Annotated in this window: 19 protein-coding genes; 13 read left to right on the forward strand and 6 right to left on the reverse strand. The window is 70.5% G+C overall.

The genetic code is table 11. The features are described from left to right. The first annotated feature begins 73 nt into the window (after positions 1 to 73). Complete coding sequence (locus OG992_RS12045) at positions 74 to 1,201, forward strand: sigma-E factor regulatory protein RseB domain-containing protein (protein WP_266303269.1); 1,128 nt, start codon at positions 74 to 76, stop codon at positions 1,199 to 1,201. Positions 1,202 to 1,269: 68 nt separating this feature from the next. Here the strand turns inward: OG992_RS12045 and OG992_RS12050 are convergent, their stop codons facing one another. Continuing rightward, on the reverse strand, positions 1,270 to 1,896 hold the full coding sequence (locus tag OG992_RS12050) for an SGNH/GDSL hydrolase family protein (protein ID WP_238686586.1): 627 nt from the start codon (positions 1,894 to 1,896) through the stop codon (positions 1,270 to 1,272). A 146-nt stretch (positions 1,897 to 2,042) separates the two neighbouring features. Here OG992_RS12050 and OG992_RS12055 point away from each other — a divergent pair, with 146 nt between their 5' ends. Then, positions 2,043 to 4,337, forward strand: a complete 2,295-nt coding sequence (locus OG992_RS12055; RefSeq protein WP_238686587.1) for an ATP-binding domain-containing protein — start codon at positions 2,043 to 2,045, stop codon at positions 4,335 to 4,337. A gap of 55 nt (positions 4,338 to 4,392) precedes the next feature. On the opposite strand, the gene OG992_RS12060 is transcribed toward OG992_RS12055, so the two are convergent. After that, the gene (locus tag OG992_RS12060; RefSeq protein ID WP_238686588.1) at positions 4,393 to 4,812 is read right to left on the reverse strand and encodes a hypothetical protein; all 420 of its coding nucleotides are present in this window, start codon (positions 4,810 to 4,812) and stop codon (positions 4,393 to 4,395) included. Between the two features lie 191 nt (positions 4,813 to 5,003). Between OG992_RS12060 and OG992_RS12065 the strand changes: the two genes are divergently transcribed. Next, a complete protein-coding gene (locus OG992_RS12065; protein WP_266303270.1) occupies positions 5,004 to 7,046 on the forward strand; it encodes a glycerophosphodiester phosphodiesterase family protein in 2,043 nt (680 codons plus the stop codon). Positions 7,047 to 7,224: 178 nt separating this feature from the next. Beyond that, positions 7,225 to 7,602: a hypothetical protein gene (locus OG992_RS12070; RefSeq protein WP_266303271.1), complete on the forward strand. Its 378-nt coding sequence runs from the start codon at positions 7,225 to 7,227 to the stop codon at positions 7,600 to 7,602. Positions 7,603 to 7,665: 63 nt separating this feature from the next. Here OG992_RS12070 and OG992_RS12075 read toward each other — a convergent pair whose 3' ends face one another. The 3 genes from OG992_RS12075 to OG992_RS12085 form a co-directional block, all read right to left on the reverse strand. After that, positions 7,666 to 8,613 carry a sporulation protein gene (locus OG992_RS12075; protein ID WP_266303272.1) on the reverse strand — a complete coding sequence of 316 codons (948 nt, stop codon included), beginning with the start codon at positions 8,611 to 8,613 and terminating at the stop codon, positions 7,666 to 7,668. Positions 8,614 to 9,128: 515 nt separating this feature from the next. Beyond that, positions 9,129 to 9,905, reverse strand: a complete 777-nt coding sequence (locus OG992_RS12080; protein WP_266303273.1) for a DeoR/GlpR family DNA-binding transcription regulator — start codon at positions 9,903 to 9,905, stop codon at positions 9,129 to 9,131. A 37-nt stretch (positions 9,906 to 9,942) separates the two neighbouring features. Continuing rightward, the gene (locus OG992_RS12085; protein ID WP_266303274.1) at positions 9,943 to 11,934 is read right to left on the reverse strand and encodes a beta-galactosidase; all 1,992 of its coding nucleotides are present in this window, start codon (positions 11,932 to 11,934) and stop codon (positions 9,943 to 9,945) included. A 283-nt stretch (positions 11,935 to 12,217) separates the two neighbouring features. Between OG992_RS12085 and OG992_RS12090 the strand changes: the two genes are divergently transcribed. The 7 genes from OG992_RS12090 to OG992_RS12120 all read left to right on the forward strand — a co-directional run bounded on the left by OG992_RS12090 (position 12,218) and on the right by OG992_RS12120 (position 20,431). Further along, entirely contained in the window at positions 12,218 to 13,546 is a 1,329-nt protein-coding gene (locus OG992_RS12090) for an ABC transporter substrate-binding protein (protein ID WP_238686594.1), read from the forward strand. 21 nt (positions 13,547 to 13,567) lie between these two features. Beyond that, positions 13,568 to 14,524 carry a carbohydrate ABC transporter permease gene (locus OG992_RS12095; protein ID WP_238686595.1) on the forward strand — a complete coding sequence of 319 codons (957 nt, stop codon included), beginning with the start codon at positions 13,568 to 13,570 and terminating at the stop codon, positions 14,522 to 14,524. After that, positions 14,521 to 15,402 (forward strand): carbohydrate ABC transporter permease, encoded by an 882-nt coding sequence (locus OG992_RS12100; protein ID WP_266303275.1) that lies wholly within the window; start codon positions 14,521 to 14,523, stop codon positions 15,400 to 15,402. Before OG992_RS12095 ends, OG992_RS12100 begins: the two co-directional genes overlap by 4 nt. Further along, positions 15,399 to 17,534, forward strand: a complete 2,136-nt coding sequence (locus tag OG992_RS12105; RefSeq protein WP_266303276.1) for an alpha-galactosidase — start codon at positions 15,399 to 15,401, stop codon at positions 17,532 to 17,534. The genes OG992_RS12100 and OG992_RS12105 overlap by 4 nt, the downstream gene beginning before the upstream one ends. A 104-nt stretch (positions 17,535 to 17,638) precedes the next feature. Then, positions 17,639 to 18,040 (forward strand): YciI family protein, encoded by a 402-nt coding sequence (locus OG992_RS12110; protein WP_266303277.1) that lies wholly within the window; start codon positions 17,639 to 17,641, stop codon positions 18,038 to 18,040. Positions 18,041 to 18,043: 3 nt separating this feature from the next. Next, complete coding sequence (locus OG992_RS12115) at positions 18,044 to 19,306, forward strand: RNA polymerase sigma factor (RefSeq protein ID WP_266305193.1); 1,263 nt, start codon at positions 18,044 to 18,046, stop codon at positions 19,304 to 19,306. Between the two features lie 804 nt (positions 19,307 to 20,110). Beyond that, entirely contained in the window at positions 20,111 to 20,431 is a 321-nt protein-coding gene (locus OG992_RS12120; RefSeq protein WP_112585076.1) for a multidrug efflux SMR transporter, read from the forward strand. Between the two features lie 55 nt (positions 20,432 to 20,486). Here OG992_RS12120 and OG992_RS12125 read toward each other — a convergent pair whose 3' ends face one another. Then, a complete protein-coding gene (locus OG992_RS12125) occupies positions 20,487 to 21,863 on the reverse strand; it encodes a cellulase family glycosylhydrolase (RefSeq protein WP_266303278.1) in 1,377 nt (458 codons plus the stop codon). 376 nt (positions 21,864 to 22,239) lie between these two features. Between OG992_RS12125 and OG992_RS12130 the strand changes: the two genes are divergently transcribed. Both OG992_RS12130 and OG992_RS12135 read left to right on the forward strand, forming a co-directional pair. Further along, positions 22,240 to 23,202 (forward strand): TIGR03557 family F420-dependent LLM class oxidoreductase, encoded by a 963-nt coding sequence (locus OG992_RS12130; protein WP_238683257.1) that lies wholly within the window; start codon positions 22,240 to 22,242, stop codon positions 23,200 to 23,202. An 83-nt stretch (positions 23,203 to 23,285) separates the two neighbouring features. Continuing rightward, positions 23,286 to 24,074, forward strand: a complete 789-nt coding sequence (locus OG992_RS12135) for an alpha/beta fold hydrolase (RefSeq protein ID WP_238683258.1) — start codon at positions 23,286 to 23,288, stop codon at positions 24,072 to 24,074. Positions 24,075 to 24,177: the final 103 nt, after the last annotated feature.

A 24,177-nucleotide genomic window follows, 5' to 3' on the forward strand; every position in this document is an offset into this window, starting at 1 on the left:
CAATCGGCGCGGTTCGGTGTCCTCAGCGCGTTCACAGCACGGACGAGGCAAGATGGCCGCAGGAGGTGCCACCATGTCCGTCCTGAGAAGCCGTCCCGTCCTTCGTTGGCTGGTTCCGGCCGCCGCGGCCGTCACCGTCATCGGCGGTGGCGCGGCAATCGGCACGTTCGCCGCCGAGGCCGAGCCGAGCCTGCCGCCCCGAACCGCCGCTCAGCTCCTGGTCGACCTGCAGACATCCCGGCTGGAGGGGTTGTCCGGGACCGTCGTGCAACGCGCCGACCTCGGCCTGCCGCCCCTCGTCGGGCTGGTACCCGGCAACGAGCTGACCACCCTGCTGACCGGCACCCACACCCTGCGGGTCTGGTACTCGGGGCCGGACCAGCAGCGTGTCGCGCTGATGGACACGCTGGGCGAGCAGGACATCATCCGCAACGGCCGGGACCTGTGGACGTGGCAGAGCCGCAGCAACACCGCCACCCACCGCACACTGGGCGGCGACGCCGGGGCCTGGAAGCCCGCCCCCGAACCGGCAGCGAGCCTGCCAGCCACCCCGCAGCAGGCCGCCGACCTGGCGTTGGGCGCGATCGACCCGAGCACCGAGGTCAGCGTGGGCCGGTCGGCCACCGTGGCCGGCCAGGACGCGTACGAGTTGGTGCTCCAGCCGCGCGACCAGGAGTCCCTGGTGCACCAACTGCGGATCGCCATCGACGCCAAGCAGCACGTGCCGCTGCGCTTCGAGGTGCTCGCGAAGGGCAGCGACCGGCCGGCGTTCGAGGTGGCCTTCACCCAGGTCGACTACCGCCGCCCGGACGCCGACCAGTTCCGCTTCAACCCGCCGCCCGGCGTGACCGTCGACGAGGAAAAGGCCGAGCGCCCGATGGGCAAGCCCGGTCACGTCGAGCCGGCGAGTGACCCGCAGGTCCGCGCCGTGGGCGAGGGCTGGACGACAGTGCTGGTTGGCCGCCTCGACGGGGCCGATGCGGGCCGGAAGCCCGCCGCGAAGCCGGCCGCTCCCCCGGCCGGCGCCGAGCCGGACCTGGACATGTCGAAGCTGCTCGGCGGGCTGCCGGCGGTCAGTGGTGACTGGGGCAGCGGTCGGCTCCTCACCAGCAAGCTGTTCAGCGTGCTGCTCACCGACGACGGCCGCGTGCTCGCCGGAGCGGTGACGCCGGAGCGGCTCTACCAGGCCGCGCGCGGCTGATCTCCGCGATGTTCGCGCCGGGTCGACCTGACGGTCGGCCCGGCGCTTCGCTGTGGGTCAGGCCGAGGTCAGGAGACGCCGAGGGCGTTGAGGTACGCGTCGGCGAGGACCGCGTGGCCGGGCAGGTACGGGTGGACCCGGTCGTCGGCCCAACGCGTCGCCGGACTCACCGCCAGCACCCGGTCGAACGCCGCCTGGTTGGGCACGTGCACCGCGTCGAACTCGGTGGCCAGCACCGCCACGACCGCCGCGTACCGGTCCGTGTCGGCGCGTTGCGGGACGCTCCGGTCGGGCTCGATGAAGAACGGGTCACCGAGGATCAGTCGGCAGCCGGTGGCGTCGACCGCCCGACGGAGCAGGTCACGCAGGGTGCGCTCGTACTCCTCGATGCCGACGGCCTCATCCGGCCGGTCACCGTAGTGCCGCCAGATGTCGTTGATGCCGATCATCACCGCGAGCCAGTCGGGGCGCTCGGCGATGGCGTCGTCCTCCCAGCGGGCGGCCAGGTCCCGCACGGTGTCGCCGCCCACACCCCGGTTGACCCACTCCAACTCCAGCTCCGGGTGCCGGGCGTCGACCAGGGCGCGCACGAGACTCACATATCCGCTGCCGTAGGGCGCGGCGACGTCGCGTCGACCACAATCGGTGATGCTGTCCCCGATGAAGACCACCCGTTGCCCGGTCCGCAGGATCATCCGCCGCCACCTCGCGATCACCGGCGCGCCGGACCGCACGGCTTGGTGAGAACCGGCGGAACGCGCTATCTTCAACAGTTCGAAGGCACAAAAAAGAACGGCTAAAAGCCGTTCCTGCAAAGGATTCTAATCTTTAGGGAGACGGCTTGTCAAGGCACTCCGGCGGTTCCGGCGAATTGCCGCTCGACGACGAGATCGGTCGCGAGCAGGAGTACGTCTCGATGCTCTACAACCGGCTGGACCAACTGCGTGAACAGGCTGCCCACCGGCTCACCGCCGAGCTGCACAACACCGGCGGCACGCTCCAGGACCGCTCGCAGCGCGACAGCTCGGTAGCTATGTACGCCGATCAGGTCGAACAGTTCTCCGCCGTGGAGAACGGGCTCTGCTTCGGCCGTCTCGACGGCGACGACGACTCCCGCCACTACATCGGCCGGATCGGCATCTTCGACACCAGTGGTGACTACGATCCGCTGTTGATGGACTGGCGGGCGCCCGCCGCCCGCCCGTTCTACCTCGCCACCGCCGCGAACCCGCAGGGCGTACGCCGTCGCCGGCACCTGCGTACCCGGCAGCGGAAGGTGACCGGGCTCAACGACGAGGTGCTCGACATCGACAGCGCCTCCCCCGGCGCCCACGAGGAGCTGACCGGTGAGGCGTCGCTGCTCGCCGCGCTCAACGCGGGCCGCACCGGCCGGATGCGCGACATCGTCGAGACCATCCAGGCCGAGCAGGACGAGGTCATCCGCGCTGAACTCCCGGGCGTGATGGTGGTCCAGGGCGGGCCCGGCACCGGCAAGACCGCTGTCGCGCTGCACCGGGCGGCGTACCTGCTCTACACGCACCGCCGGGAACTCTCCAGCCGTGGCGTGCTGCTGGTCGGCCCGAACGCGACGTTCCTGCGCTACATCTCCCAGGTGCTGCCGACCCTGGCCGAGACCGGCGTGCTGCTGCGTACCCAGGGTGATCTCTTTCCCGGGGTGAGCGCCCAACGGAGCGAGCCGGCCGAGACCGCCGCGCTCAAGGGCCGGGCGGTGCTGGCGGAGGTGTTGGCGCTGGCCGTGAGGGACCGGCAGTGGGTGCCGGACGAGCCGCTGGAGATCGAGGTCGAGCGGGAGACGCTCACCCTCGACCCGGAGATCGTCCGTGCCGCCCGGGACCGGGTTCGCCGCGCCGACCGACCGCACAACCTGTCCCGCGCGCTGTTCGACGTGGAGATCGTGCACGCGCTCGCCGACCAGGTGGCCGAGCGGATCGGCGCCGACCCGCTCGGCGGGGACAACCTCCTCGACGAGGCGGACCGGGCCGAGATCCGCCGCGAGCTGCGCGAGGAGACGGAGATCCAGGCCGCCCTGGACCGGCTGTGGCCGGTGCTCACCCCGCAGCGGCTGCTCGCCGACCTGTACGCCGACCCGGACCGGATCGCCGCCGCCGCGCCGATGCTCAGCGAGGACGAGCGGGCGCTGCTGCGGCGCGAGCGCGGTGGCTGGACGCCGGCCGACGTGCCGCTGCTCGACGAGGCCGCCGAACTGCTCGGCGAGGACGAACGCGCCGCCGCCGCCCGGCGGGACCGCATCCGGATGATGGAACGGGAGTACGCCGAGGGCGTGCTGGAGATCGCCAGGGGTTCCCGCTCGATCGACGTCGAGGACGAGGCCGAGGGCGGTGAGATCCTCGGCGTGACCGACCTGATCGACGCGGATCGGCTGTTGGAGCGGCAGGAGGAGGCCGACCGGCTGACCACCGCGCAGCGGGCCGCCGCCGACCGCACCTGGGCGTTCGGCCACGTGATCGTGGACGAGGCGCAGGAGCTCTCGCCGATGGCCTGGCGACTGCTGATGCGCCGCTGCCCGAGCCGGTCGATGACGATCGTCGGGGATGTGGCACAGACCGGCGCCCTGAGCGGCACCCCGTCCTGGGCGGACGCGCTCGCCCCGTACGTCGAGCAGCGGTGGCGGCTCACCGAGCTGACTGTCAGCTACCGCACTCCCGCCGAGATCATGGCGGTCGCCGCCGAGGTGCTGGCCGACATCGACCCGGCACTGCGGCCGCCGCGCTCGGTGCGGGAGAGCGGCGTACCGCCGTGGGACCGGACGGTGCCCGACGGCCGGTTGGCGGCGGAGTTGGTCGCCGAGGCCACCCGGGAGGCGGCCGGGCTGACCGAGGGGCGGCTCGGGGTGCTCGTGCCGGCCGGCCGAGTCGGCGAGTTGGGTGCGGCGGTGACCGCCGCCCTGCCCGAGGCCGCCGTCGGCGAGCATCCGGAGCTGGAGAGCCGGGTGGTGGTGTTGACCGTCGCGCAGGCCAAGGGGTTGGAGTTCGACTCGGTGCTGGTGGTAGACCCAGACCGGATGGTGGCCGAGTCCCCACGCGGACGCAGCGACCTGTACGTAGCCCTGACGCGCGCCACCCAACGCCTAGGCGTCCTCCGCCCGGCGAGCTGACCACGAAACCCGCCGTCCCCACCGAGTTGTCGCTCGGCGGGGACGGCGGGTGGGGTCAGTCGTTGGATGTGTCTCTGATGGACTTCGCGGGGCCGGTTGCCGACGTGGACTGGTCGCTGGTGCCGCCGCCCATCGGGGTGCTGAGGCCGCCGGTGGTGGCATCACCGGTGGTGGTCGGCGCTACCTTGCCCGGGTGTCGCTCCGGCTGTCGCGCCACCCGGCGTACGCTCGCCGGCCCGGCGGTGCCACCGGTGGTGGTCACCGCGCCCTGCCCGCCGACGGGGCCGCCGTCGCGCAGCACCTGTGGGTCGATCCGTTCCTTCGCCGGGTCGAACGGGTCATCGCGCTGAATCTGACTCTCCACATCGGTGCGGGGCACAGTCACCTCGTCGAGGGCGCCCTTGCCGTACACGCCACCGGCGATCCGATCCTCGGCCTCGCGGGCGGCATCCTGCCGCATGTCGTCCTCACGCACGTCCATCACCTCGCAGAAGCTGTGGAACTGACTGCGTGCCCGGCCACCGGCCGACCAAACCCGGCGTGACCGGGAGGTCGTCCACGGCGGTTCACCGGCACGCCGCCCGCTGGCCGTCTTCCCGCAGCCCGAGATGTCCATGCTGTCCCGCGACCGGTGGGAGATGCCCGCCGGCAGGAGGGGATGACAGCGTGCGCACAGTACGCCGTACCGCCGTCGCGGCCCTGGTGGCCGCGACGGTGACGACCGGGCTCGCGGTGCCCGCCCAGGCGAAGCCACGACCGGACCGGACATTCGACGTGCAGGCCCACCGGGGTGGCCTCGGGCTGCGGGTGGAGAACACCCTCGCCTCCTTCGGCAACGCCCTCCAGCTCGGGGTGAGCACCCTCGAACTGGACGTGCAGATCACCGAGGACGGCCAGGCCGTCGTCACCCACGACCGCAAGGTCACCGGCACCAAGTGCGTCGACACCACACCGGTGACGCCCGGCGACCCGGAGTTCCCCTACGTCGGGAAGTACATCAACACGCTCAGCCTGGCCCAGGTGCGCTCGCTCGACTGCGGCTCCAAGACGCTGTCGGACAAGCCCGGCCAGCTCGCCGTCCCCGGTGCCCGGATGCCGCTGCTGCGTGAGGTCTTCGCGCTGGTCAACCGCTACCGGGCGAAGGACGTGAAGCTCAACGTCGAGACCAAGGTCGAGGCTGGCGCGCCGACCGAGACCGCCCCCCGCGAGCAGTTCGTCCGGGTCACCGCGGCCGAGATCCGCGCCGCCGGGCTGCTCAAGCAGGTCACCATCCAGAGCTTCGACTGGGGCGCGCTGATGCGCATGCGTCAGGTCGAGCCGAAGCTGCCGCTGGTCGCCCTGACCAACTACGACTTCCTGCAGACCGGGCAGCCGGGTAAGTCGCCGTGGCTGGGCGGGCTGGACATCGACGACTTCGGCGGCGACCCGATCACGGCGATCCGCAGCTTCGGCGCGAGCGCCTTCTCGCCGGTGCACGGGATGCCGCAGAACGGCACTGTCACCGACCCGGGCTACAAGCCGTACGTCACGAAGGAGATGGTCGCCCGGGCGCACCGCTACGGGATGAAGGTGATCCCGTGGACGGTCGACGACGTGCCGACCATGACCAAGCTGATCGACGACGGTGTGGACGGCATGATCACCGACTACCCGGACCGGTTGCGCGGACTGCTGGCGCAGCGCGGTTACCGGCTGCCGAAGGCGTACGCAGCGCCGTTCGACATCCAGGCACACCGGGGCGGTCGGGCCACCCGACCGGAGAACACCCTGCCGGCGTTCGCGAACGCGCTGTCCAACCGGGCCATCTCCACCCTGGAGCTGGACACCAACGTGACCGCCGACGGCAAGCTGGTGGTGCTGCACGACCGCACAGTGAACGAGTCGCACTGCGTCGACACCGCCCCGGTGCGCCCGGGAGACCGGAAGTTCCCGTACGTGGGCAAGTCGGTGCACGAGTTGACACTGGCGCAGCTCAAGACCGTTGACTGCGGCACGAAGACGCTGCCCGAGCTGCCCGCCCAGGTGCCCGCGCCCGGTGCCCGGATCCCGACGCTGGACGAGGTCTTCGCCCTGGTGAAGGCGAGTGGCCGCACCGACATCGGAATGAACATCGAGACGAAGATCAGCCCGGTGGTGAACGACACCGAGCCGTACCGCAGCTTCACCCGCAAGCTCGTCGACGCGATCCAGCGGGCCGGCTTCACCAGCCGGGCCACCATCCAGTCGTTCGACTGGCGCACCATCACGTACGCCCGGCAGCTCGACCGGCGGATCGGCACTGTCGGCCTGGTCTGGCAGTACGGTCCGGCCGAGTGCGCGACCCTCGCCGACGAGTGCTCGCTCGAGGCGGTCTACGGCAACCCGTCGGTGAAGAGCCCGTGGACCGGTGGACTGGACTGGTGGAAGTACCAGGACCTGGGCAAGCTGACCCGGGCCGCGGGCGCTGGCACGGTCTCCGCCAACTGGCAGGTGCACGACCCGAAGCAGGGCACTGTCGCCTCGACCGACTGGTACCTGCGGGAGAACCCGGCGTACTTCCACGGACCGGACGTTCGGACCCTGCAGACGCGGTACGACCTGAAGGTGATCCCGTACACCGTGGATGACGCGACGGTCATGCAGCGGGTCATCGACCTGGGCGTCGACGGCATCATCACCGACGACCCGGACCTTCTGGTGAGCGTGGCGACCCGCAACGGCCTGCGCTGACCCGTCGACCACCCGATCGCCGGCCGGACTTTTCCGGCCGGCGATCGGTGTTACCTGCTGCCGGGCCTCGGGTAGTCGGGGGTTGTCCCCGCCACGAAAGCGAACCGTGCCGTGGCCGAAACGCGGTAGCGGGGCGAGGGAATGCAGGTACGACTCATCGCATCCTGAGGAGGACCAGATGAGCACGCAGGCTGCTTCCACCCGGCCGATGAACCGGCCCATGAACGACCCGCAGAACCCCGCGTCGATGCGGGACATGCAGACCCAGCAGATGCCGGTCATGCATGACGGGCGCCGCAACGACATGCAGGCACCCGGTACGGAGACCAAGCAGGCGTTCAAGACCACCGAGTTCTGGATCTACCTGATCGCGGTGGCCGCCGTACTGGGCGCGTCGCAGGTCGTCGGTAAGAACTCCGCTGGGGTGGACATCTTCCGGGCCGACAACGCCTGGTTCCTGATCACCCTGCTGACGCTTGGCTACCTCGGTAGCCGTGGCCTCTCGAAGGCTGGCAGCAACTGGCGCAGCGGCGAGGAGCGCAAGGCCCGACACTGACGTTGACAGTGCACAGTGGCCTCCGGGAGATCCTCCCGGAGGCCACTGTGGTGTCTGTAGCGGTTACTCGTCGCCACCGAAGTCGCCGAAATCGCCCTCGAACGATTCCTCGATCATCTCGCCGGCGATCATGCCGCCGGCGACACCCAGCGCGGCGCCGGCCACCATGCCGCCCATGCCGTGCCCACGGCTGTGACCGTGGCCGTGGCTCGGGCCGTACTGGGAGCGCAGGCTGCCATAGCGGGAGGTGGTTTCGCGCAGCCAGCCGTCGACGACCTGCGCCCAGTCCACCCGGTCAATGTCGGTGTGCGACACCTGGTAGCGACCGAACGCGTCGTGCCCGGCGCTGAGGAACCCGCCGCGCTTGTCGCACTCCAGGATGACCTCCACACCGCGCTGGCTGGTCACGAAGGTCAGCTCGACCTCCCGGATGGTGCTCGCGTACTGCGGGGAGGCGAAGAACTCGATCTCCTGGTAGAACGGCAGCGTCTGCTGCACGCCCCGGATGTGACCACGCTCCAGGTCGGCGTGCTTGAACCGGAAGCCGAGCCGCTGGAACGCCTCCAGGATCCGCTCGTGCACCGGCAGCGGGTGCACCGCCACCTGGTCCAGGTCGCTCTTGTCGACAGCGCGGGCGATCGCCAGCTCGGTGCGCAGACCCATCGTCATACCGTGCAGGCGCTGGCCGTACACGTCGGTGATCGGGGTCTCCCACGGCACCGGCAACTGGAACGGGATCGAGAGCTGCTGCTTCGGGGCGAGCACGAGCGACCCGCTGACCGCCATGCGGTGGAACTCCATGGTGCCCGCGTACTCGGTGTCGTGTCCCTCGACCTCGACCCGGGTGACCAGGCCGATCACCACCTGCTCGATGGCTGCCTCAGCGTCACCGCCAACGAGGTTGACCTGCCCGTCGAGGGTCAGGCCGGGCCGGGTGTTGGGGTTGGTCAGCACGGTGTCCACGCTGGGACCGCCCACACCGAACGCGCTCAACATCTTCTTGAAGACCATCGGAACTCCTGTGCGACGCCGACCGCTCCAGGCTGGAGTCGGACGTTGACTCGAACGGCACCCTATCCAGCACCCCTGTGAGATGGCTGTGAAGCGCCAGCGTCGTCGTGCCGCGCCGGCACCCGGGCTCGTCGACGTCGGCGGCCCTTCCAGCCCAGCTTGTCCTCTCCCCGTTCTGGGTCAGCGGAAGGGCGGGTGTCCGTCGAACAGCCTTTGGAGCTGATGTCGCAAACGATTCAGACGTTCGACCCTCCGAACCGCAGCCTTCCGCGATCTTGCACTTTCTGTCCCGACTTAAGGGGCGATCCACGCATCTCGGCAACCGAAACCGCAAGATCGCCGCAGGGAGCGCGGGGCGCGCGGGGACGCGCGGGGCGCGGGGGCGCGCGGGGCGCGCGGGGACGCGCGGGGCGCGGGGGCGCGCGGGGCGCGGGGGCGCGCGGGGCGCGGGGGCGCGCGGGGCGCGGGGGCGCGCGGGGCGCGGGGGCGCGCGGGGCGCGGGGGCGCGGGGGCGCTCAGTCGGGTTCCACGATTACCAGTTCGCCGACCTGTTCACCGATCGTGGTGCGTGCCTCCGGCGGCAGCCCACGGTCGGTGATCAGCACGTCGGCGGCCTCCAGCGGGGCGATGGTGGCGATGCCTATCGTCTCCCACTTGGTGTGGTCGGCGAGCACCACGAGCCTGCGGGCCGCGCCGATGAGGCAGCGGTTGACGCCGGCCTCCAGCAGGTTGGGCGTGGTGAACCCGGTCCGTGGGCTGAGGCCGTGCACACCGAGGAACAGCAGGTCGACGTTGAGCGCGCTGATCGCCGCCTCGGCCACCGGCCCGGTCAACGCGTCCGACGGGGTGCGGATGCCACCTGTCAACACGACGGTCTGGTCGGCGCGCGGGTTCTGGTAGAGCGCGTCGGCCACCGGGATCGAGTTGGTCACGACGGTCAGCCCGCGTACGTCGGAGAGCAGCGTGGCCAGCGCGGCGGTGGTGGTGCCGGCGGAGAGCGCGATGGCCATCCCCGGCTCGACCATCGTCGCGGCCCGAACGGCGATGGCCCGCTTCTCCGCCTGCTGGCGGATCGACTTCGCGGCGAAGCCGGGTTCCTCGGCCGAACCGGGCCCGGCGAGGGTCGCGCCGCCGTGCACCTTGTCGACCAGGCCGCGTTCGGCCAACACCTCCAGGTCGCGCCGGATCGTCATGTCGGACACGCCGAATCGGCTGACCAGATGACTCACCCGCACCCCGCCGCGTTGGCGGATCAGATCGAGGATGGCGGTCTGCCGCTGCTGGGCGAGCATGTGGGGAACCTCCTTCGCGCCGTGACCGTCGTCAGAATCAGGTCCGATCCTCACGGACCACCGCCACCTCACCGGCCGGCAGTGCCAGCTCACCGGCGCAGTGTCCTCCGGTCAACAGTTCGACGCCGCGCGCCGGCAGGCGTACCTCGGTGTCGGTGTGGTTGATCGCGAACAGCCAGGTCCGGTCGCCGTCACGGCGGCGGACCACCTCCACCCCGGACGGCGCCGACGCCGCCGGGCGAACGTCGGCCTCGGCGAGCAGCCGGGCCACCAGTCGGTCGGTGGCCGGCTCGTCCAGCCGGGTGCCGACATACCAGGCGGCGCCGTCGCCCACAGGGTGCCGGGTGAGTGCCGGCACGCCCGGCAGGGGCCCATCGGTGTACGACGCGAGCACCTCGGCGCCGTCGGCGTGCACCCACTCGGTCCACACGTCGGCGGCGCTGCCGTCGTCGAGGTGGACCTGCTCGCCCTCGCGCAGCGGGAAGAACTCCTCGGTCCGAACGCCGAGCAACTCCCGGAACGCGCCCGGGTAGCCGCCCAGCCGGATGTGGTCGTCGGCGTCGACGATGCCGCTGAAGTAGGTGACCGCCGCCGTGCCACCGGCCTCGACGTACCGGTGCAGCGCGGCGACGTCGTCGTCCCGGACCAGGTAGAGGGTCGGCACGAGGACCAGCCGGTAGCCGCTGAGGTCGGTCGACGGGTGGACGACGTCGGCGGTCACGCCGGCCCGCCAGAGCGAGCCGTACAGGGCGTTCAGTCGGTCGGCGTAGGTGACGTCGACGCTGGGGTGCGAATCCAACTCGACACCCCACCACGCCTCCCAGTCGAACAGGATCGCCACGTCGGCGTCCACCCGGCTGCCGCGTACCTCCGCGAGGGCCTTGAGGTCCGCGCCGAGCTGGCAGATCTCGCGGAACACCTTGGTGTCCGGCCCGGCGTGCGGCACCAGCGCGGAGTGGAACTTCTCCGCGCCGGCACGGGAGGCACGCCACTGGAAGAAGAGCACCCCGTCGGCGCCGCGGGCGACGTGCGCGAGGCTGTTGCGGCGCAGTTGACCGGGCAGCTTGGCCACGTTGCGCGGCTGCCATTGGACGGCGCTGGTGGAGTGCTCCATCAGCAGCCACGGATCGCCGCCGGCGACGCCCCGAGTGTGGTCGGCGGCGAGCGACAGACCGAGGTGCGCCTGCGGGTCGGCCGCGGTCAGGTAGTGATCGTTGGAGACCAGGTCCACATCGTCGGCCCAGGACTGGTAGTCCATGTGCTTGACGTCCATGCCGATCATGAAGTTGGTGGTGATCGGCTGGTGGACCAGCGCCTTCAGGACCTCGCGCTCGGCGCGCAGTTGGGCGCGCAGCTCGTCGGAGGAGAAGCGCAGGAAGTCGAGCTGCTGGGTGGGGTTGGCGAAGGCCGTCACGGTGCGCGGCGGGTTGATCTCGGCCCAGTCGCCGTAGCGCTGACTCCAGAACGCGGTGCCCCAGGCGTCGTTGAGCCGGTCCAGGTCGCCGTAGCGCTCCCGCAGCCAGCCACGGAACGCCTCGGCGCTGACGTCGCAGTAGCAGTGCGCGTTGTGGCAGCCCAGCTCATTGGAGACGTGCCACATGACCACGGCGGGGTGCTCGGCGTACCGGCTGGCGACCGCGCGCACCAGCTCCAGCGACCGCTTGCGGAACACCGGTGAGCTGGGGCAGTACGCCTGTCGTCCACCCGGCCAGAGGATCGTGCCGTCGGCCCGGCGGGGCAGCATCTCCGGGTGCGCGCGGGCCAACCACGGCGGTGGGCTGGCAGTGGCGGTGGCCAGGTCGACCTGGATGCCGCCGTCGTGCAGCAGGTCCAACACCCGGTCCAGCCAACCGAACTCGAACCGCCCCGGGGTGGGTTCCAGCAACGCCCAGGAGAAGATGCCGACGGAGACCAGGTTGACCCCGGCCTGGCGCATCAGGTCGACGTCCTCGGACCAGGTTTCCTCGGGCCACTGCTCGGGGTTGTAGTCGCCGCCGAAATAGATGCTGTCACCCTGCCATCGCCGCATGACAGCTGAGGGTGCACCCGCCGGACCGCGAAAGTCAACAGGTTCCAACATCGCGCTTCTTTCCAACGTTTACCAGGTAACGGCCGTGTCACGACTGGGTTATCAGAGGCGAACTGCCCTCTTGACAGCGCCCGACCGCAGGGTAGCTTGAGGCCCCAATGGCCGTTCGTGTTCGCCAATGTGGATTCTCGGTGGATCTCAATGTGTGATCACGACGCTGGACCTGCCTTCACCACCCCTGAGGCCCTTGGGCGTAGCTCCTTCTCATTCGCAGGAGGCACAGATGTCCCGTCCCCAATCCCAAGCCGAGTACCTGGCTCGGCTCGTACCGCCCTCAGTCGCCGGCATCAACCGACGATCGTTGCTGGCCGGCGCGGCCGGTACGGGCGCGCTGCTCGGCACCGGCCTGCTCGCCGGCTGCGGCGACGACTCCGGCTCCGGGGGGTCCAGCAAGGACGTGTCGCTCGGCTCGAACCAGTCGGACCCGAAGCCGAAGGACGTCCTGGTCAAGGTCACCGACGGCTTCAAGACCTCGTCCGGCGTGCAGGTGGCGGTCAATACGGTCGACCACAACACGTTCCAGGAGAACATCAACAATTACCTGCAGGGCAAACCGGACGACGTGTTCACCTGGTTCGCCGGCTACCGGATGCGCTTCTTCGCGCAAAAGGGCCTGGCCAGCGACATCAGCGACGTGTGGAGCAAGCTCTCCGGCTACTCCGACGCCTTCAAGAAGGCATCCACCGGCGACGACGGCAAACAGTACTTCGTACCGGCGTCCTACTACCCCTGGGCGATGTTCTACCGCAAGTCGGTCTGGCAGCAGTACGGCTACCAGGTGCCCACCACCCTGGACCAGCTCACCGCTCTCGGCGCGCAGATGAAGAGGGACGGCCTCATCCCCATCGCCTTCGCCGACAAGGACGGCTGGCCGGCGATGGGCACCTTCGACATCCTCAACCTGCGCATCAACGGCTACCAGTTCCACGTCGACCTGATGGCCGGCAAGGAAGCCTGGACCTCCGACAAGGTCAAGAAGGTCTTCGACACCTGGGCCGGCCTACTCCCCCTGCACCAGCCAGACAGCCTCGGCCGCACCTGGCAGGAGGCCGCGCAGTCGTTGCAGCAAAAGAAGAGCGGCATGTACATGCTCGGCCTCTTCGTCGGTCAGCAGTTCAGCAACGAGGAGCAGAGCGACCTCGACTTCTTCACCTTCCCCGAGATCGACCCGGCCATCGGCGCCAAGGCGCTGGACGCTCCGATCGACGGCTACATGATGGCCCGCAAGCCCAAGAACGAGGACAACGCGCGCAAGCTGCTGGAGTACTTCGGCGGCAAGGACGCCGGCGACATCACCGTCAAGAACGACCCGGCCACCCTGGTCGCCAACACCAGCGCGGACGTCAGCGGCTACACCGCCCTGCAGAAGAAGGCCGCCGAACTGGTCGGGTCGGCCACCGAGATCGCCCAGTTCCTCGACCGGGACACCCGGCCGGACTTCGCCTCCACGGTGATGATCCCGGCGATCCAGCAGTTCATCAAGAGCCCCAAGGACATCGACGGCCTGACCTCGTCCATCGAGAACCAGAAGAAGTCGATCTTCACTGACTGACGGCGGAAGGGGGAGGACATCGTGTCCGACCTGCCCCTGATCCAAGCGGATCGCGCCGTGCCGCCGCCGGCCACGACCACCTCCACCGGTGGTCGTCGTCGGCGGCTACGGCTCCTGTCCCGCACCGACCGCGTGGTCATCACGCTGATGGTGCTCGTCCCGCTGCTGCTCGTCACCGGGTTCGTCTGGATGCCGGCGGCGGCCACCGTGCTGCTCTCCGGCACCAACTGGGACGGCATCGGCCCCCTCAACGAGATCGAGTTCGTCGGCGCTCGCAACTACAGCGACGTGGTGAACATCTACCCGCCGTTCGTGCCGGCGGTCCAGCACAACCTGCTCTGGCTGGCGGCGCTGTTCGTGGTCGCCACCCCGTTCGGCATGTTCCTGGCCGTGCTGTTAGACAAGGAGTTGCGCGGCAGCCGCTTCTACCAGACCGCGCTCTACCTGCCGGTGGTGCTCTCGCTGGCGCTGATCGGCTTCGTCTGGCAGCTGCTCTACTCCCGGGACCAAGGGCTGATCAACGCCGTCTTCGGCAGCAGCATCGACTGGTACGGCGACTCGAACGTCAACATCTGGGCGGTGATGGTCGCCTCCGGGTGGCGACACGTCGGGTACATCATGCTGCTCTACCTGGCCGGCCTGAAGGGCGTCGATCCGTCGCTGCGCGAGGCCGCCGCGGTCGACGGCGCCTCGGAGAGCCGGGCGTTCTTCCGGGTCGTGTTCCCGGTCATGCGGCCCATCAACATCATCGTGCTGGTGGTGACAGTGATCGAGTCGCTGCGCGCGTTCGACCTGGTCTGGGTGGTCAACAAGGGCCGCAACGGGCTGGAGCTGATCTCCGCGCTGGTCACCCAGAACGTGGTGGGTGAGGCGAGCCGGATCGGCTTCGGCTCGGCACTGGCAACGATCATGCTGGTCGTCTCGCTGGTCTTCATCACCATCTACCTGGCGACCGTGATGAGGGAGAACCGGGAATGAGGGTGGACACTCCGGTTCGTCGGCGCAAGCTGACCCCGTTACGGATCCTGCTGCACGGCTTCCTCATCGTCGTCTCGCTGGCCTGGCTCTTCCCGATCGCCTGGGCGGTGCTGACCTCCCTGCGCTCGTACGACTACACCGCAGCGAACGGCTACGTCTCGTTCGGCGGCTGGACCTTCGACAACTACGTCACCGCCTGGCGGACGGCGGAGTTCGGGCAGCACTTCCTCAACTCGGTGTACATCACCGTGCCGGCGGTGCTGCTGACCCTCTTCCTCGCCTCCTGCGTGGCGTTCGTCATCGCCCGGTTCAGTTGGAAGCTCAACCTCGTCCTGCTCGGGATCTTCACAGCGGCCAACCTGCTGCCCCAGCAGGCGCTGCTCATCCCGCTGTTCCGGCTGTTCACCGAGGTACCGCTGCCGGAGTTCATGAGTGACTCGGAGCTGCTCTACGACAGCTACTGGGGCCTGATCCTGATCAACGTGGCCTTCCAGTGCGGCTTCTGTGTCTTCGTGCTCAGCAACTACATGAAGGCGCTGCCCCGTGACCTGTACGAGGCGGCGATGGTCGACGGGGCGAGCATCTGGCGACAGTACTGGCAGGTCACCATGCCGCTGTGCCGGCCGGCCCTGGCCGCGCTGGCGACGTTGGAGGTGACCTGGATCTACAACGAGTTCTTCTGGGCCACCGTCCTCATGCGTACCGGTGACAAGTTCCCGGTGACCAGTTCGCTCAACAACCTGCGCGGTGAGTTCTTCACCGACAACAACCTGGTCTCGGCGGGCAGCGTGCTCGTCGCGATCCCCACCCTGGTGATCTTCTTTATGCTCCAGCGGCACTTCGTTCGGGGCCTGACCTTGGGAGCCTCCAAAGGATGACCATCCTGCACCTGCGCCGCGCGCGGACCAGCCTGGTGCTCGACGCGCGCGGCCCGGGGCTGCCCCGGGTCGTGCACTGGGGTGGCGACGTCGGCGACCTCGACGACGACGGCCTGCGCCAGCTCACCGACGCGACAGTACCGCCGGTGGTGCCGAGCAGCTTCGACGAGCCGACAGTGCTGTCAGTGCTGCCGGAGGCGAGCGCCGGCTGGAGTGGACGGCCCGGCCTGGCCGGGCACCGCGACGGGGCCGACTGGTCCACGGCGTTCCGGTTGGACGGTCTCGACGTCGACCAGCCCGCCGACGGTCCGGCGCGGGTGACCGTCCGGGCGTCGGACCCGGCCGCCGCGCTGACAGTGACCATCGAGATCACGCTCGACCCGTACGGCCTGCTGACCGTTCGGCACCGCCTGCGCAACGACGGCGACAGCGCGTACGAGCTGCGGGAGCTGACGCCGGTGCTGCCGGTGCCGGCGGTCGCCACCGAGCTGCTCGACCTGACCGGCCGATGGTGTCGGGAACGGTCCCCGCAGCGGCACCCGTGGCAGCACGGCGCCTGGGTCCGTGAGGGCCGGCACGGCCGCACCGGGCACGACGCCACTCTGCTGCTGGTGGCCGGCACCACCGGTTTCGGGTTCGGCCACGGCGAGGTCTGGGCGGTGCACACCGCGTGGAGCGGCGACCACGTCACCTTCGCCGAACGTCGGCCCACCGGCGAGTCGACCCTCGGTGGCGGCGAGCTGCTGGCCCCCGGCGAGATCCGGCTCGGCCCCGGCGAGTCGTACGAGACCCCGCTGCTCTACGCGGTCTGGTCCGACGCCGGGCTGGACGGGCTCAGCGACGCGCTGCACACCCACCTCCGGGCCCGCCCCGGGCACCCGCGCTCCCCCCGCCCGGTGACCCTCAACGTCTGGGAGGCGGTCTACTTCGACCACGACCTGGACCGGCTGCGGGCGCTCGCCGACCGGGCCGCGCAGATCGGCGTGGAGCGGTTCGTGCTCGACGACGGCTGGTTCCGGGGCCGGCGCGACGACACCGCCGGGCTCGGCGACTGGTACGTCGACGACGGCGTCTGGCCGGACGGCCTGCAACCGCTGATCGAGCACGTCACCGGCCAGGGCCTCCAGTTCGGCCTCTGGGTCGAGCCGGAGATGGTCAACCCCGACTCGGACGTGTTCCGCGCGCACCCCGACTGGGTGCTCGCCGTGCCGGGGCGGCTACCGCCGGCCTGGCGTCACCAGCAGGTGCTCGACCTGGGCCGCCCCGAGGCGTACGACTACGTGCTGGAACGTCTCGACACGCTGCTCACCGACCACCCCGGCATCCGGTACCTCAAGTGGGACCAGAACCGCGACCTCACCGAGGCCGGACACCATGGCCGCCCCGGGGTGCATGGGCAGACAGTGGCGGTCTACCGGCTGTTCGACGAGCTGCGCGGTCGGCACCCGGGTGTGGAGATCGAGAGCTGCTCGTCCGGCGGGGCCCGGGTGGACCTGGCCATCCTGGCGCGCACCGACCGGGTCTGGGCCAGCGACTGCAACGACGCCCTGGAGCGGCTCAGCATCCAGCGCTGGACGGGGCTGTTGCTGCCACCGGAGCTGATCGGCACCCACGTCGGTCCGGAGCGCTCGCACACCACCAACCGCGTACACGACCTGGGTTTCCGGGCGGCGACGGCGCTCTTCGGCCACCACGGCATCGAGTGGGACATCGCGTCGATCAGCGCCGCCGAGCAGACCGAGCTGGCCGCCTGGGTGGCGCTGCACAAGCGGCTTCGCCCGCTGCTGCACGCTGGTCGGGTGGTCCGGGTCGACCACCCGGACCCGGCCGTCTGGGCGCACGGCGTGGTCGATCACGACAACACCCGAGCGGTGTACGCGGTGGCCCGGCTGGCCACCTCGGTGACGCAGGTGCCCGGCGCGGTGCGGCTGCCCGGCCTCGACCCGGGCCGGCGGTACCGGGTGCGATCGGTGTCGGGCGTACCGGCCCCGGCGAGCATCGACCTGTCCCCGCCCACCTGGCTGGCGGGTGGTCTCACCCTCAGCGGGGCGGCGCTGGCCCGCGTGGGTGTGCAGCTGCCCTCGCTGCACCCGGAGCAGAGCCTGGTGCTGGAGGTCGACGCCGTCGACTGAAAAGATTCTGGAGAATCCTCGGCCGGGGTGTCGAGAACGGCCGGGCCTGCTTCTACCTCACTGTGAGGGCACCGAGGACGGTGCGCAGGCGTGAGGAGCCAACCATGAAGTACATGCTGCTGATGCAGTTCAGCACCACCGGGACCGACTTCCCGAGCATCGACACCTGGACCCAGGACGAGGTCCGGGCGCACGTCGCGTTCATGGGCGAGGTCAACGCCAAGCTCACCGCCGCCGGCGAGTGGGTCGACGGGCAGGGCCTCGGCGGCCCGCAGCAGGCCCGGATCGTCCGGGCCGGTGAGGGCGGGGCGCCGGTGGTCACCGAGGGGCCGTTCGCCGAGACGAAGGAGTTCCTGGCCGGCTTCTGGATCGTCGACTGCGAGAGCCCGCAGCGGGCCGTGGAGCTGGCCGCGCAGATCTCCACGGCGCCCGGCCCCGGCGGCCGACCGCTGAACATGCCGATCGAGGTGCACCCGGTGATGTCCGCCCCGGCACAGGAGCTGTGAGGGCTGAACACCGATCCCCGCATCGAGGACCTGCTGCGCGAGTTGGCGCCGCAGGTCCTCGGCGTGCTCAGCCGTCGCTTCGGTGACTTCGCCACAGCGGAGGACGCGGTGCAGGAGGCACTGCTGGGCGCCGCCACCCAGTGGCCGACCGAGGGGCTACCGGCGAACCCCCGTGGCTGGCTGATCCAGGTCGGCTACCGGCGGATGATCGAGCTGGTCCGCGGTGAGCAGGCCAGACGCCGCCGGGAGGACCTGGTCGCCCGCCAGGATCCGGACGACCAGCGGTACGCGTCGGCCCCGGACGAGGAGTTGACCGCCGAGCGGGACGACACGCTGGTCCTGCTCTTCCTCTGCTGCCACCCGGCGCTCGTACCGACGGCGGCGGTGGCACTGACCCTGCGCGCCGTCGGTGGGTTGAGCACCGCCGAGATCGCCCGCGCGTTCCTGGTACCCGAGGCGACGATGGCGCAGCGGATCAGCCGGGCCAAGCAGCGCATCCGGGCGTCCGGGCTGCCGTTCCGGATGCCCGAGCCGGCGGAGCGGGCGGACCGGTTGGTCGCCGTACGACAGGTGCTCTACCTGGTCTTCACCGAGGGGCACACCAGCACCACCGGCCCGGACCTGCGCCGCGTCGACCTCGCGGCGGAGGCGATCCGGCTGACCCGCGCGCTGCACACGCTGCTGCCGAACGACAGCGAATCGGCCGGACTGCTGGCGTTGATGCTGCTCACCGAGGCACGCGGGCCGGCACGGACCGGGCCCTCCGGTGAGCTGATCTCACTGGCCGATCAGGACCGCAGCCGCTGGGACGCGACGGCGATCGCCGAGGGCGTCGCACTGCTCACCCGAGCCCTGCCACGCGGGCCGGTCGGTCCGTACCAGATACAGGCCGCCATCGCCGCCCTGCACGACGAGGCACCAAGCACCGAGCAGACCGACTGGTCGCAGATCCTGGCGCTCTACGAGGTGCTGGAACGCCTGGTCGGCAGCCCGGTGGTGGCCCTCAACCGGGCCGTGGCGACGGCCATGGTGCACGGACCAGCCGCCGGCCTGGCCGCCCTCGACGCGTTGGCCCACGACCCGCAGTTGGCCGGACACCACCGGCTGACCGCCGCCCGCGCCCACCTGCACGAGATGGCCGGTGACCAGGCCCGGGCGATCGTCGACTACCGCGTCGCCGCCGCCCGCACGAGCAGCCGCCCCGAGCAGCTCTACCTGACCATGCGAGCTGCCCGACTGGCCGCCGAGCCCGTAGATCTCCCGTGACGAAAGAGATCAACTGCTAGTCCCGCGCGGCGCGACCCCGGCAGCTTCACCCGCCACAGCGGGCAATCTTGGACACTTCCCGTCAGCGCGGAACGGAAAGTGTCCAAGATCTACCCTGCCAGCCCCACTACGTCGCCTCTACCGGGGCGACAGCGCGCGGAACCGGCGGCACAGCCGAGGGCGGCGGTACTGCCCGCAGCGGCGGCGCGGGTGTCGGTGGGTGGTGGGTGGGTGTGTGTTCTGGGCCCTTTGGAGCTGATGCTGTAAACGATTCATCCACCAGGCCGGGTGCCGGGCGCGGAGCGCGGAGCGCGGAGCGCGGAGCGCGGGGCGCGGAGCGCGGGGCGCGGAGCGCGGGGCGCGGAGCGCGGGGCGCGGAGCGCGGAGCGCGGAGCGCGGGGCGCGGAGCGCGGGGCGCGGAGCGCGGGGCGCGGAGCGCGGGGCGCGGAGCGCGGGGCGCGGAGCGCGGGGCGCGGAGCGCGGGGCGCGGAGCGCGGGGCGCGGAGCGCGGGGCGCGGAGCGCGGGGCCGATCCGATGACGAAGTCTGATTCGTCGATGGGGATCTGCGTCGTTGGCGAAGGCTGATCCGTCGCCACGACCGATTCGTTTGTGACATCAGCTCCAAAGGCGTTCTGTGACAGATGCCGAGGTCGTACGGACGCCACTTCACGGGCCGCACCGACGTCGCGCGACGGGTCGACTCGACGTCGATCGGACGTGGGCGGGCCGGCCGGGCGGAGGCAGCGCCGGCACTAGCCTGTGTGGCGACGGGCTTCATCGACCACGAAGGACCGAGGGGACGCATGGCGTACGTGCTGCTGGGGATCGCCATCCTCGCCGAGGTGGTGGCTACCAGCCTGATCAAGAGCACCGCCGGCTTCAGTCGGCTCTGGCCGACGGTGGCGTGTCTCGGCGGCTACGCGCTGGCGTTCCTCCTGCTGGCCCAGGCCGTCAAGGAGATCCCCGTGGGGGTGGCGTACGCGCTCTGGTCGGGTCTGGGCACCGCGGCCATCGTGGCGATCGGGGCGGTGTTCCTGGGTGAGTCGGTGGGGCTCGCCAAGCTCACCGGCATCGCACTGATCATTGCCGGGGTGGTCATCGTGAACCTGGCCGGGGAGCACTGAGCACTACGGTTTCCGGTGGCCGGGTCTGGCGCGGACCCGGCCACCGGTCCGACGGTCAGCTCGCCGTGCAGCTCACCACCGGCGGGCTGTTGGTGCCGGTCCAACTGCCGAGGAAGCCGAAGCTGGCGCTGGCGCCGGCCGCCAGCCGTCCGTTGTAGTCCGTGTTGCGGGCGGTCACCGTGGTTCCGCTGCTGGTGAGGGCCACATTCCAGGACTGGGTGACGCGCTGGCCGTTGGCGAAGGTCCACCCGGCGGTCCAGCCGGTGATCGCCCTCGCGCCGGCGGTCACCCGTACCTCACCCTGGAAGCCACCCTGCCACTGGTTGGTCACCGTGTACGTCGCCGTGCAGCCACCGTTCGGCGGAGGCGTCGTCGGTGGCGGCGTGGTCGGCGGTGGGGTCGTTGGCGGGGGCGTCGTCGGGGGTGGCGTGGTCGGCGGTGGGGTGCCGCCGAAGACGCTGGCCTCGCGGGCGGTCTGCCGGATGCCGTTGACTCCGTTGAAGAGGCGCTGTCCCCAGTCGGTCAAGCTCGCCGGATTGAAGTTGGTGGCCAGGTCGAGATACTCGACGCCGCCGCCGTTGCCGCTCCACGACCAGCCCAGCCAGCCGATCCCGTTGGCCTGGCTGTACGCGAGGATGGCGTCCTCGTCCGGGTTGCCGTCGGAGTGGTTGAAGCCGAACTCACCGACCACGATGGGTAGCCCGGCAGCGCGGAACCGGCCCAGATAGTCGCTGATCTCCGCGGCGGTGTCGAACACCCCGTACATGTGGATGGAGAACACGGTGTTGCGGGCCGGGTCCGCGGCGAAGACCGACGCGGCGTTGTCGCGCATGGTGAACGACCAATCCTGCCCCCAGTTCGGCGCGTCCACCATGATCGTGTGGGTCAATCCGCCGGCCCGCAGGCGCTTGATGGCATTGGCGCTGTCGGTGGCCCACGAGGCGTAGTTCTGGTTGCCGTACGGCTCGTTGCCGATGTTGACGATGACGTACCTCTCCTGGCCGGCGAGGACGTCGGCGAGGCTGAGCCAGTAGTCGACGGCGCGGTCGAGGGTGATCGCGCCGCTCTGCTCGCCGTACCCGGTGGTGTCGTGCACCTCCAGCGCGCAGATCAGCCGGTTGGCCTTGCAGAGCGAGATGACGTTGGCGACGTCGGCGTTGGTGTTGCGGGTCCACCGGTCGCCGCTGGACAGCACCACCCGCACGGTGTTCGCGCCGAGCGCCTTCACGTCGGCGAACGAACTGGTCTGCTGCGGGTACCAGGTGTGCGCGTGGTTGACGCCGCGCATGATGAATTCGGCACCGTTGGCGTCGTACAACTTGCCGCCCGCGACGGAGAAACCAGCCGCGGCGTGCGCCGGCTGGCCGAACGCCAGCACTGTGACGAGCAACGCGAGCAGTGTCGCGCCGGCGGCGGAGAGTCGAGTCTTCATGGCCTTCCTCAGGGAGGACCCCCGGTGCCCGACAGGGGTGGGGACGTGACAGGGGAAGGCGGCTGCAGCCCGGCAGCCGCGCGCGGCTCCCGGCGCAGGCATCAGCGTAGGACGATGGATTGGTCCTCGCAACCGGTTCAGTTGACGGGCCCGCGGCCCGGACAGCCGTAACGGCCCACGCGGACGCGGGCCGTCACGGGGCGGTCATCCCCACCACAGGATGTGTCGCCATGCCCGGCTCTTAACCGGTTAAGAGCGACGGTAGGCAGGAGGCTGGGATCCGTCAAACACGAGGACAGCCGAACCGGACGGGAGGGTTGACCGGCGTGCACCGGGGTATCCCGGGAACGATCCGTCAGCGAGAGGGGATACCAGGATGGTCAGCGTCGGCTACACCCTGATGAGCGAGCAGGCCGGGCCCAAGCAACTGGTGGACCATGCGGTACGCGCCGAGGCGGCTGGCTTCGACCAACTGGTGATGTCCGACCACTACTACCCCTGGCTGGACTCCCAGGGCCACTCCCCGTACGCCTGGTCGGTGCTCGGCGCGGTCGCCCACGCCACCTCCCGCGCGGAGCTGATGTCGTTCGTGACCTGCCCGATCCGCCGCTACCACCCGGCCGTTGTCGCGCAGAAGGCCAGCACCATCGGCGCGCTCTCGGACGGCCGTTTCACCCTCGGCCTGGGGGCCGGGGAGAACCTGAACGAGCACGTGGTCGGCGGCTGGCCGCACGTCCAGCAGCGGCACGAGATGTTCGAGGAGGCGTTGCAGATCATCCGGCCGTTGCTCAACGGGGAGACGCTGACCTTCTCCGGCAACCACTTCGACGTGCCCGACGCCTACGTCTGGGACCGCCCGGAACGGCCGGTGCCGATGGCCATCGCCGCGTCCGGTCGACAGTCCGCGACGCTGGCCGCCGAGTACGGCAACGGCCTCATCTCCACCGAACCCGACCGGCACATCATCGAGATGTACGACGACGCCGGGGGCGCCGGCCAGCCCCGCTACGGCCAGGTGGCCATCTGCTACGGCCCCGACGAGGCGGAGTGCCGCAAGATCGTGCATGACCAGTTCCGCTGGTTCGGAATGGGTTGGAAGGTCAACGCCGACCTGCCCGGCCCGGATTCCTTCGCCGCCGCCACCCAGTTCGTCCGCGAGGAGGACGTCGCCGAGGGAATCTCCTGCGGTCCGGACGTGGACGCGCACGTCGAGGCGTTCCGCACGTTCGTCGACGCCGGCTTCACCCACGTGGCGATCATCCAGGTGGGTGGGGAGAGCCAGCCGATGTTCCTGGACTGGGCGCAGGAACAACTGCTGCCCCGGCTGCGCGAGCTGTGAACCGAGGTGCGGCACCTCGACCGCCCGGGTCGACAGGCCGCAGCGCCGTCGGCGGGTTCGGGCCGGCCGAGCTGCGACTCGCCATGGCCGCTCCCCGGGCAGCCGGCGGGCTGACCAGCGAGTGGCGGGTCGTCGACGGACTGCGCACCCACACCCGCCGCAGCGCCGACCCGGGGACCGGGGCGCCACCCGTGGTGCTCGTGCACGGCCTGGCGGTCTCGCACCGCTATCTCACCCCGCTGGCCGTCGCGCTCGCCGCCACCCATCAGGTGTACGTGCCGGACCTGCCCGGCTTCGGGCTCAGCGAACATTCCCAGGGCGCGTACGACGTCCGCCGGCACGCCGACCACCTGGCCGCCTGGCTGGCCGCGTACCAGTTGCCGCCGGTCTGCCTGCTGGGGCACTCGTTCGGCGCGGAGGTGGCCGCCGCGGTCGCCGCGACCCACCCCGACGCCGTACGCGCGCTGGTGCTGGCCGGGCCGACCAGCGACCCGGCGGCCCGGTCCCGACGGGACCAGTTCGGTCGTTGGCTGGTGGACAGCCTGCGCGAGGCGCCGCTGCAGGCCCCGATCCTGGTGCGGGACGTCTGGAACGCCCGGCCCTGGCGGGTCCTCGCCACGCTGTCGCACTCGGTGCGCAACGCCATCGAGGCGGACCTCGTCCGGGTCAGCGCGCCGACCGTCGTCGTGACCGGCGACCGCGACCCGGTCGTGCCGCAACGGTGGCGGGACGAGGCGACGCGGCTGGTGCCGAAGGCAGCCCTGGTGGTCGTTCCTGGTGCCGCGCACAACGTGGTCACTACCACCCCGACGGCCGTCGCGGACGTGATCCGGCACCTGCTCGCCCCTCATCCCGCACTCACGGACAGGTGAACGTCATGCGCTTCGGCAACACGGAGATCCGCCCGCTCGGCGGGGGCCTCGGCTGCCTCCTGATGATCCTCTTCTCGATCGTGGCGTCGGTGGTGCTGACCAT

This window comes from Micromonospora sp. NBC_00362, from assembly GCF_026342155.1.
GTDB lineage: Bacteria > Actinomycetota > Actinomycetes > Mycobacteriales > Micromonosporaceae > Micromonospora > Micromonospora hortensis.

Bases quoted from the DNA above. Each gene is read 5' to 3' on its own strand.
- OG992_RS12050 (WP_238686586.1), bottom strand. From the start codon at position 1,896: ATGATCCTGCGGACCGGGCAACGGGTGGTCTTCATCGGGGACAGCATC.
- OG992_RS12080 (WP_266303273.1), bottom strand. From the start codon at position 9,905: ATGCTCGCCCAGCAGCGGCAGACCGCCATCCTCGATCTGATCCGCCAA.
- OG992_RS12085 (WP_266303274.1), bottom strand. From the start codon at position 11,934: ATGCGGCGATGGCAGGGTGACAGCATCTATTTCGGCGGCGACTACAAC.
- OG992_RS12110 (WP_266303277.1), top strand. From the start codon at position 17,639: ATGAAGTACATGCTGCTGATGCAGTTCAGCACCACCGGGACCGACTTC.
- OG992_RS12075 (WP_266303272.1), bottom strand. From the start codon at position 8,613: ATGGTCTTCAAGAAGATGTTGAGCGCGTTCGGTGTGGGCGGTCCCAGC.
- OG992_RS12100 (WP_266303275.1), top strand. From the start codon at position 14,521: ATGAGGGTGGACACTCCGGTTCGTCGGCGCAAGCTGACCCCGTTACGG.
- OG992_RS12135 (WP_238683258.1), top strand. From the start codon at position 23,286: ATGGCCGCTCCCCGGGCAGCCGGCGGGCTGACCAGCGAGTGGCGGGTC.
- OG992_RS12120 (WP_112585076.1), top strand. From the start codon at position 20,111: ATGGCGTACGTGCTGCTGGGGATCGCCATCCTCGCCGAGGTGGTGGCT.
- OG992_RS12070 (WP_266303271.1), top strand. From the start codon at position 7,225: ATGAGCACGCAGGCTGCTTCCACCCGGCCGATGAACCGGCCCATGAAC.
- OG992_RS12090 (WP_238686594.1), top strand. From the start codon at position 12,218: ATGTCCCGTCCCCAATCCCAAGCCGAGTACCTGGCTCGGCTCGTACCG.
- OG992_RS12125 (WP_266303278.1), bottom strand. From the start codon at position 21,863: ATGAAGACTCGACTCTCCGCCGCCGGCGCGACACTGCTCGCGTTGCTC.
- OG992_RS12045 (WP_266303269.1), top strand. From the start codon at position 74: ATGTCCGTCCTGAGAAGCCGTCCCGTCCTTCGTTGGCTGGTTCCGGCC.
- OG992_RS12105 (WP_266303276.1), top strand. From the start codon at position 15,399: ATGACCATCCTGCACCTGCGCCGCGCGCGGACCAGCCTGGTGCTCGAC.
- OG992_RS12130 (WP_238683257.1), top strand. From the start codon at position 22,240: ATGGTCAGCGTCGGCTACACCCTGATGAGCGAGCAGGCCGGGCCCAAG.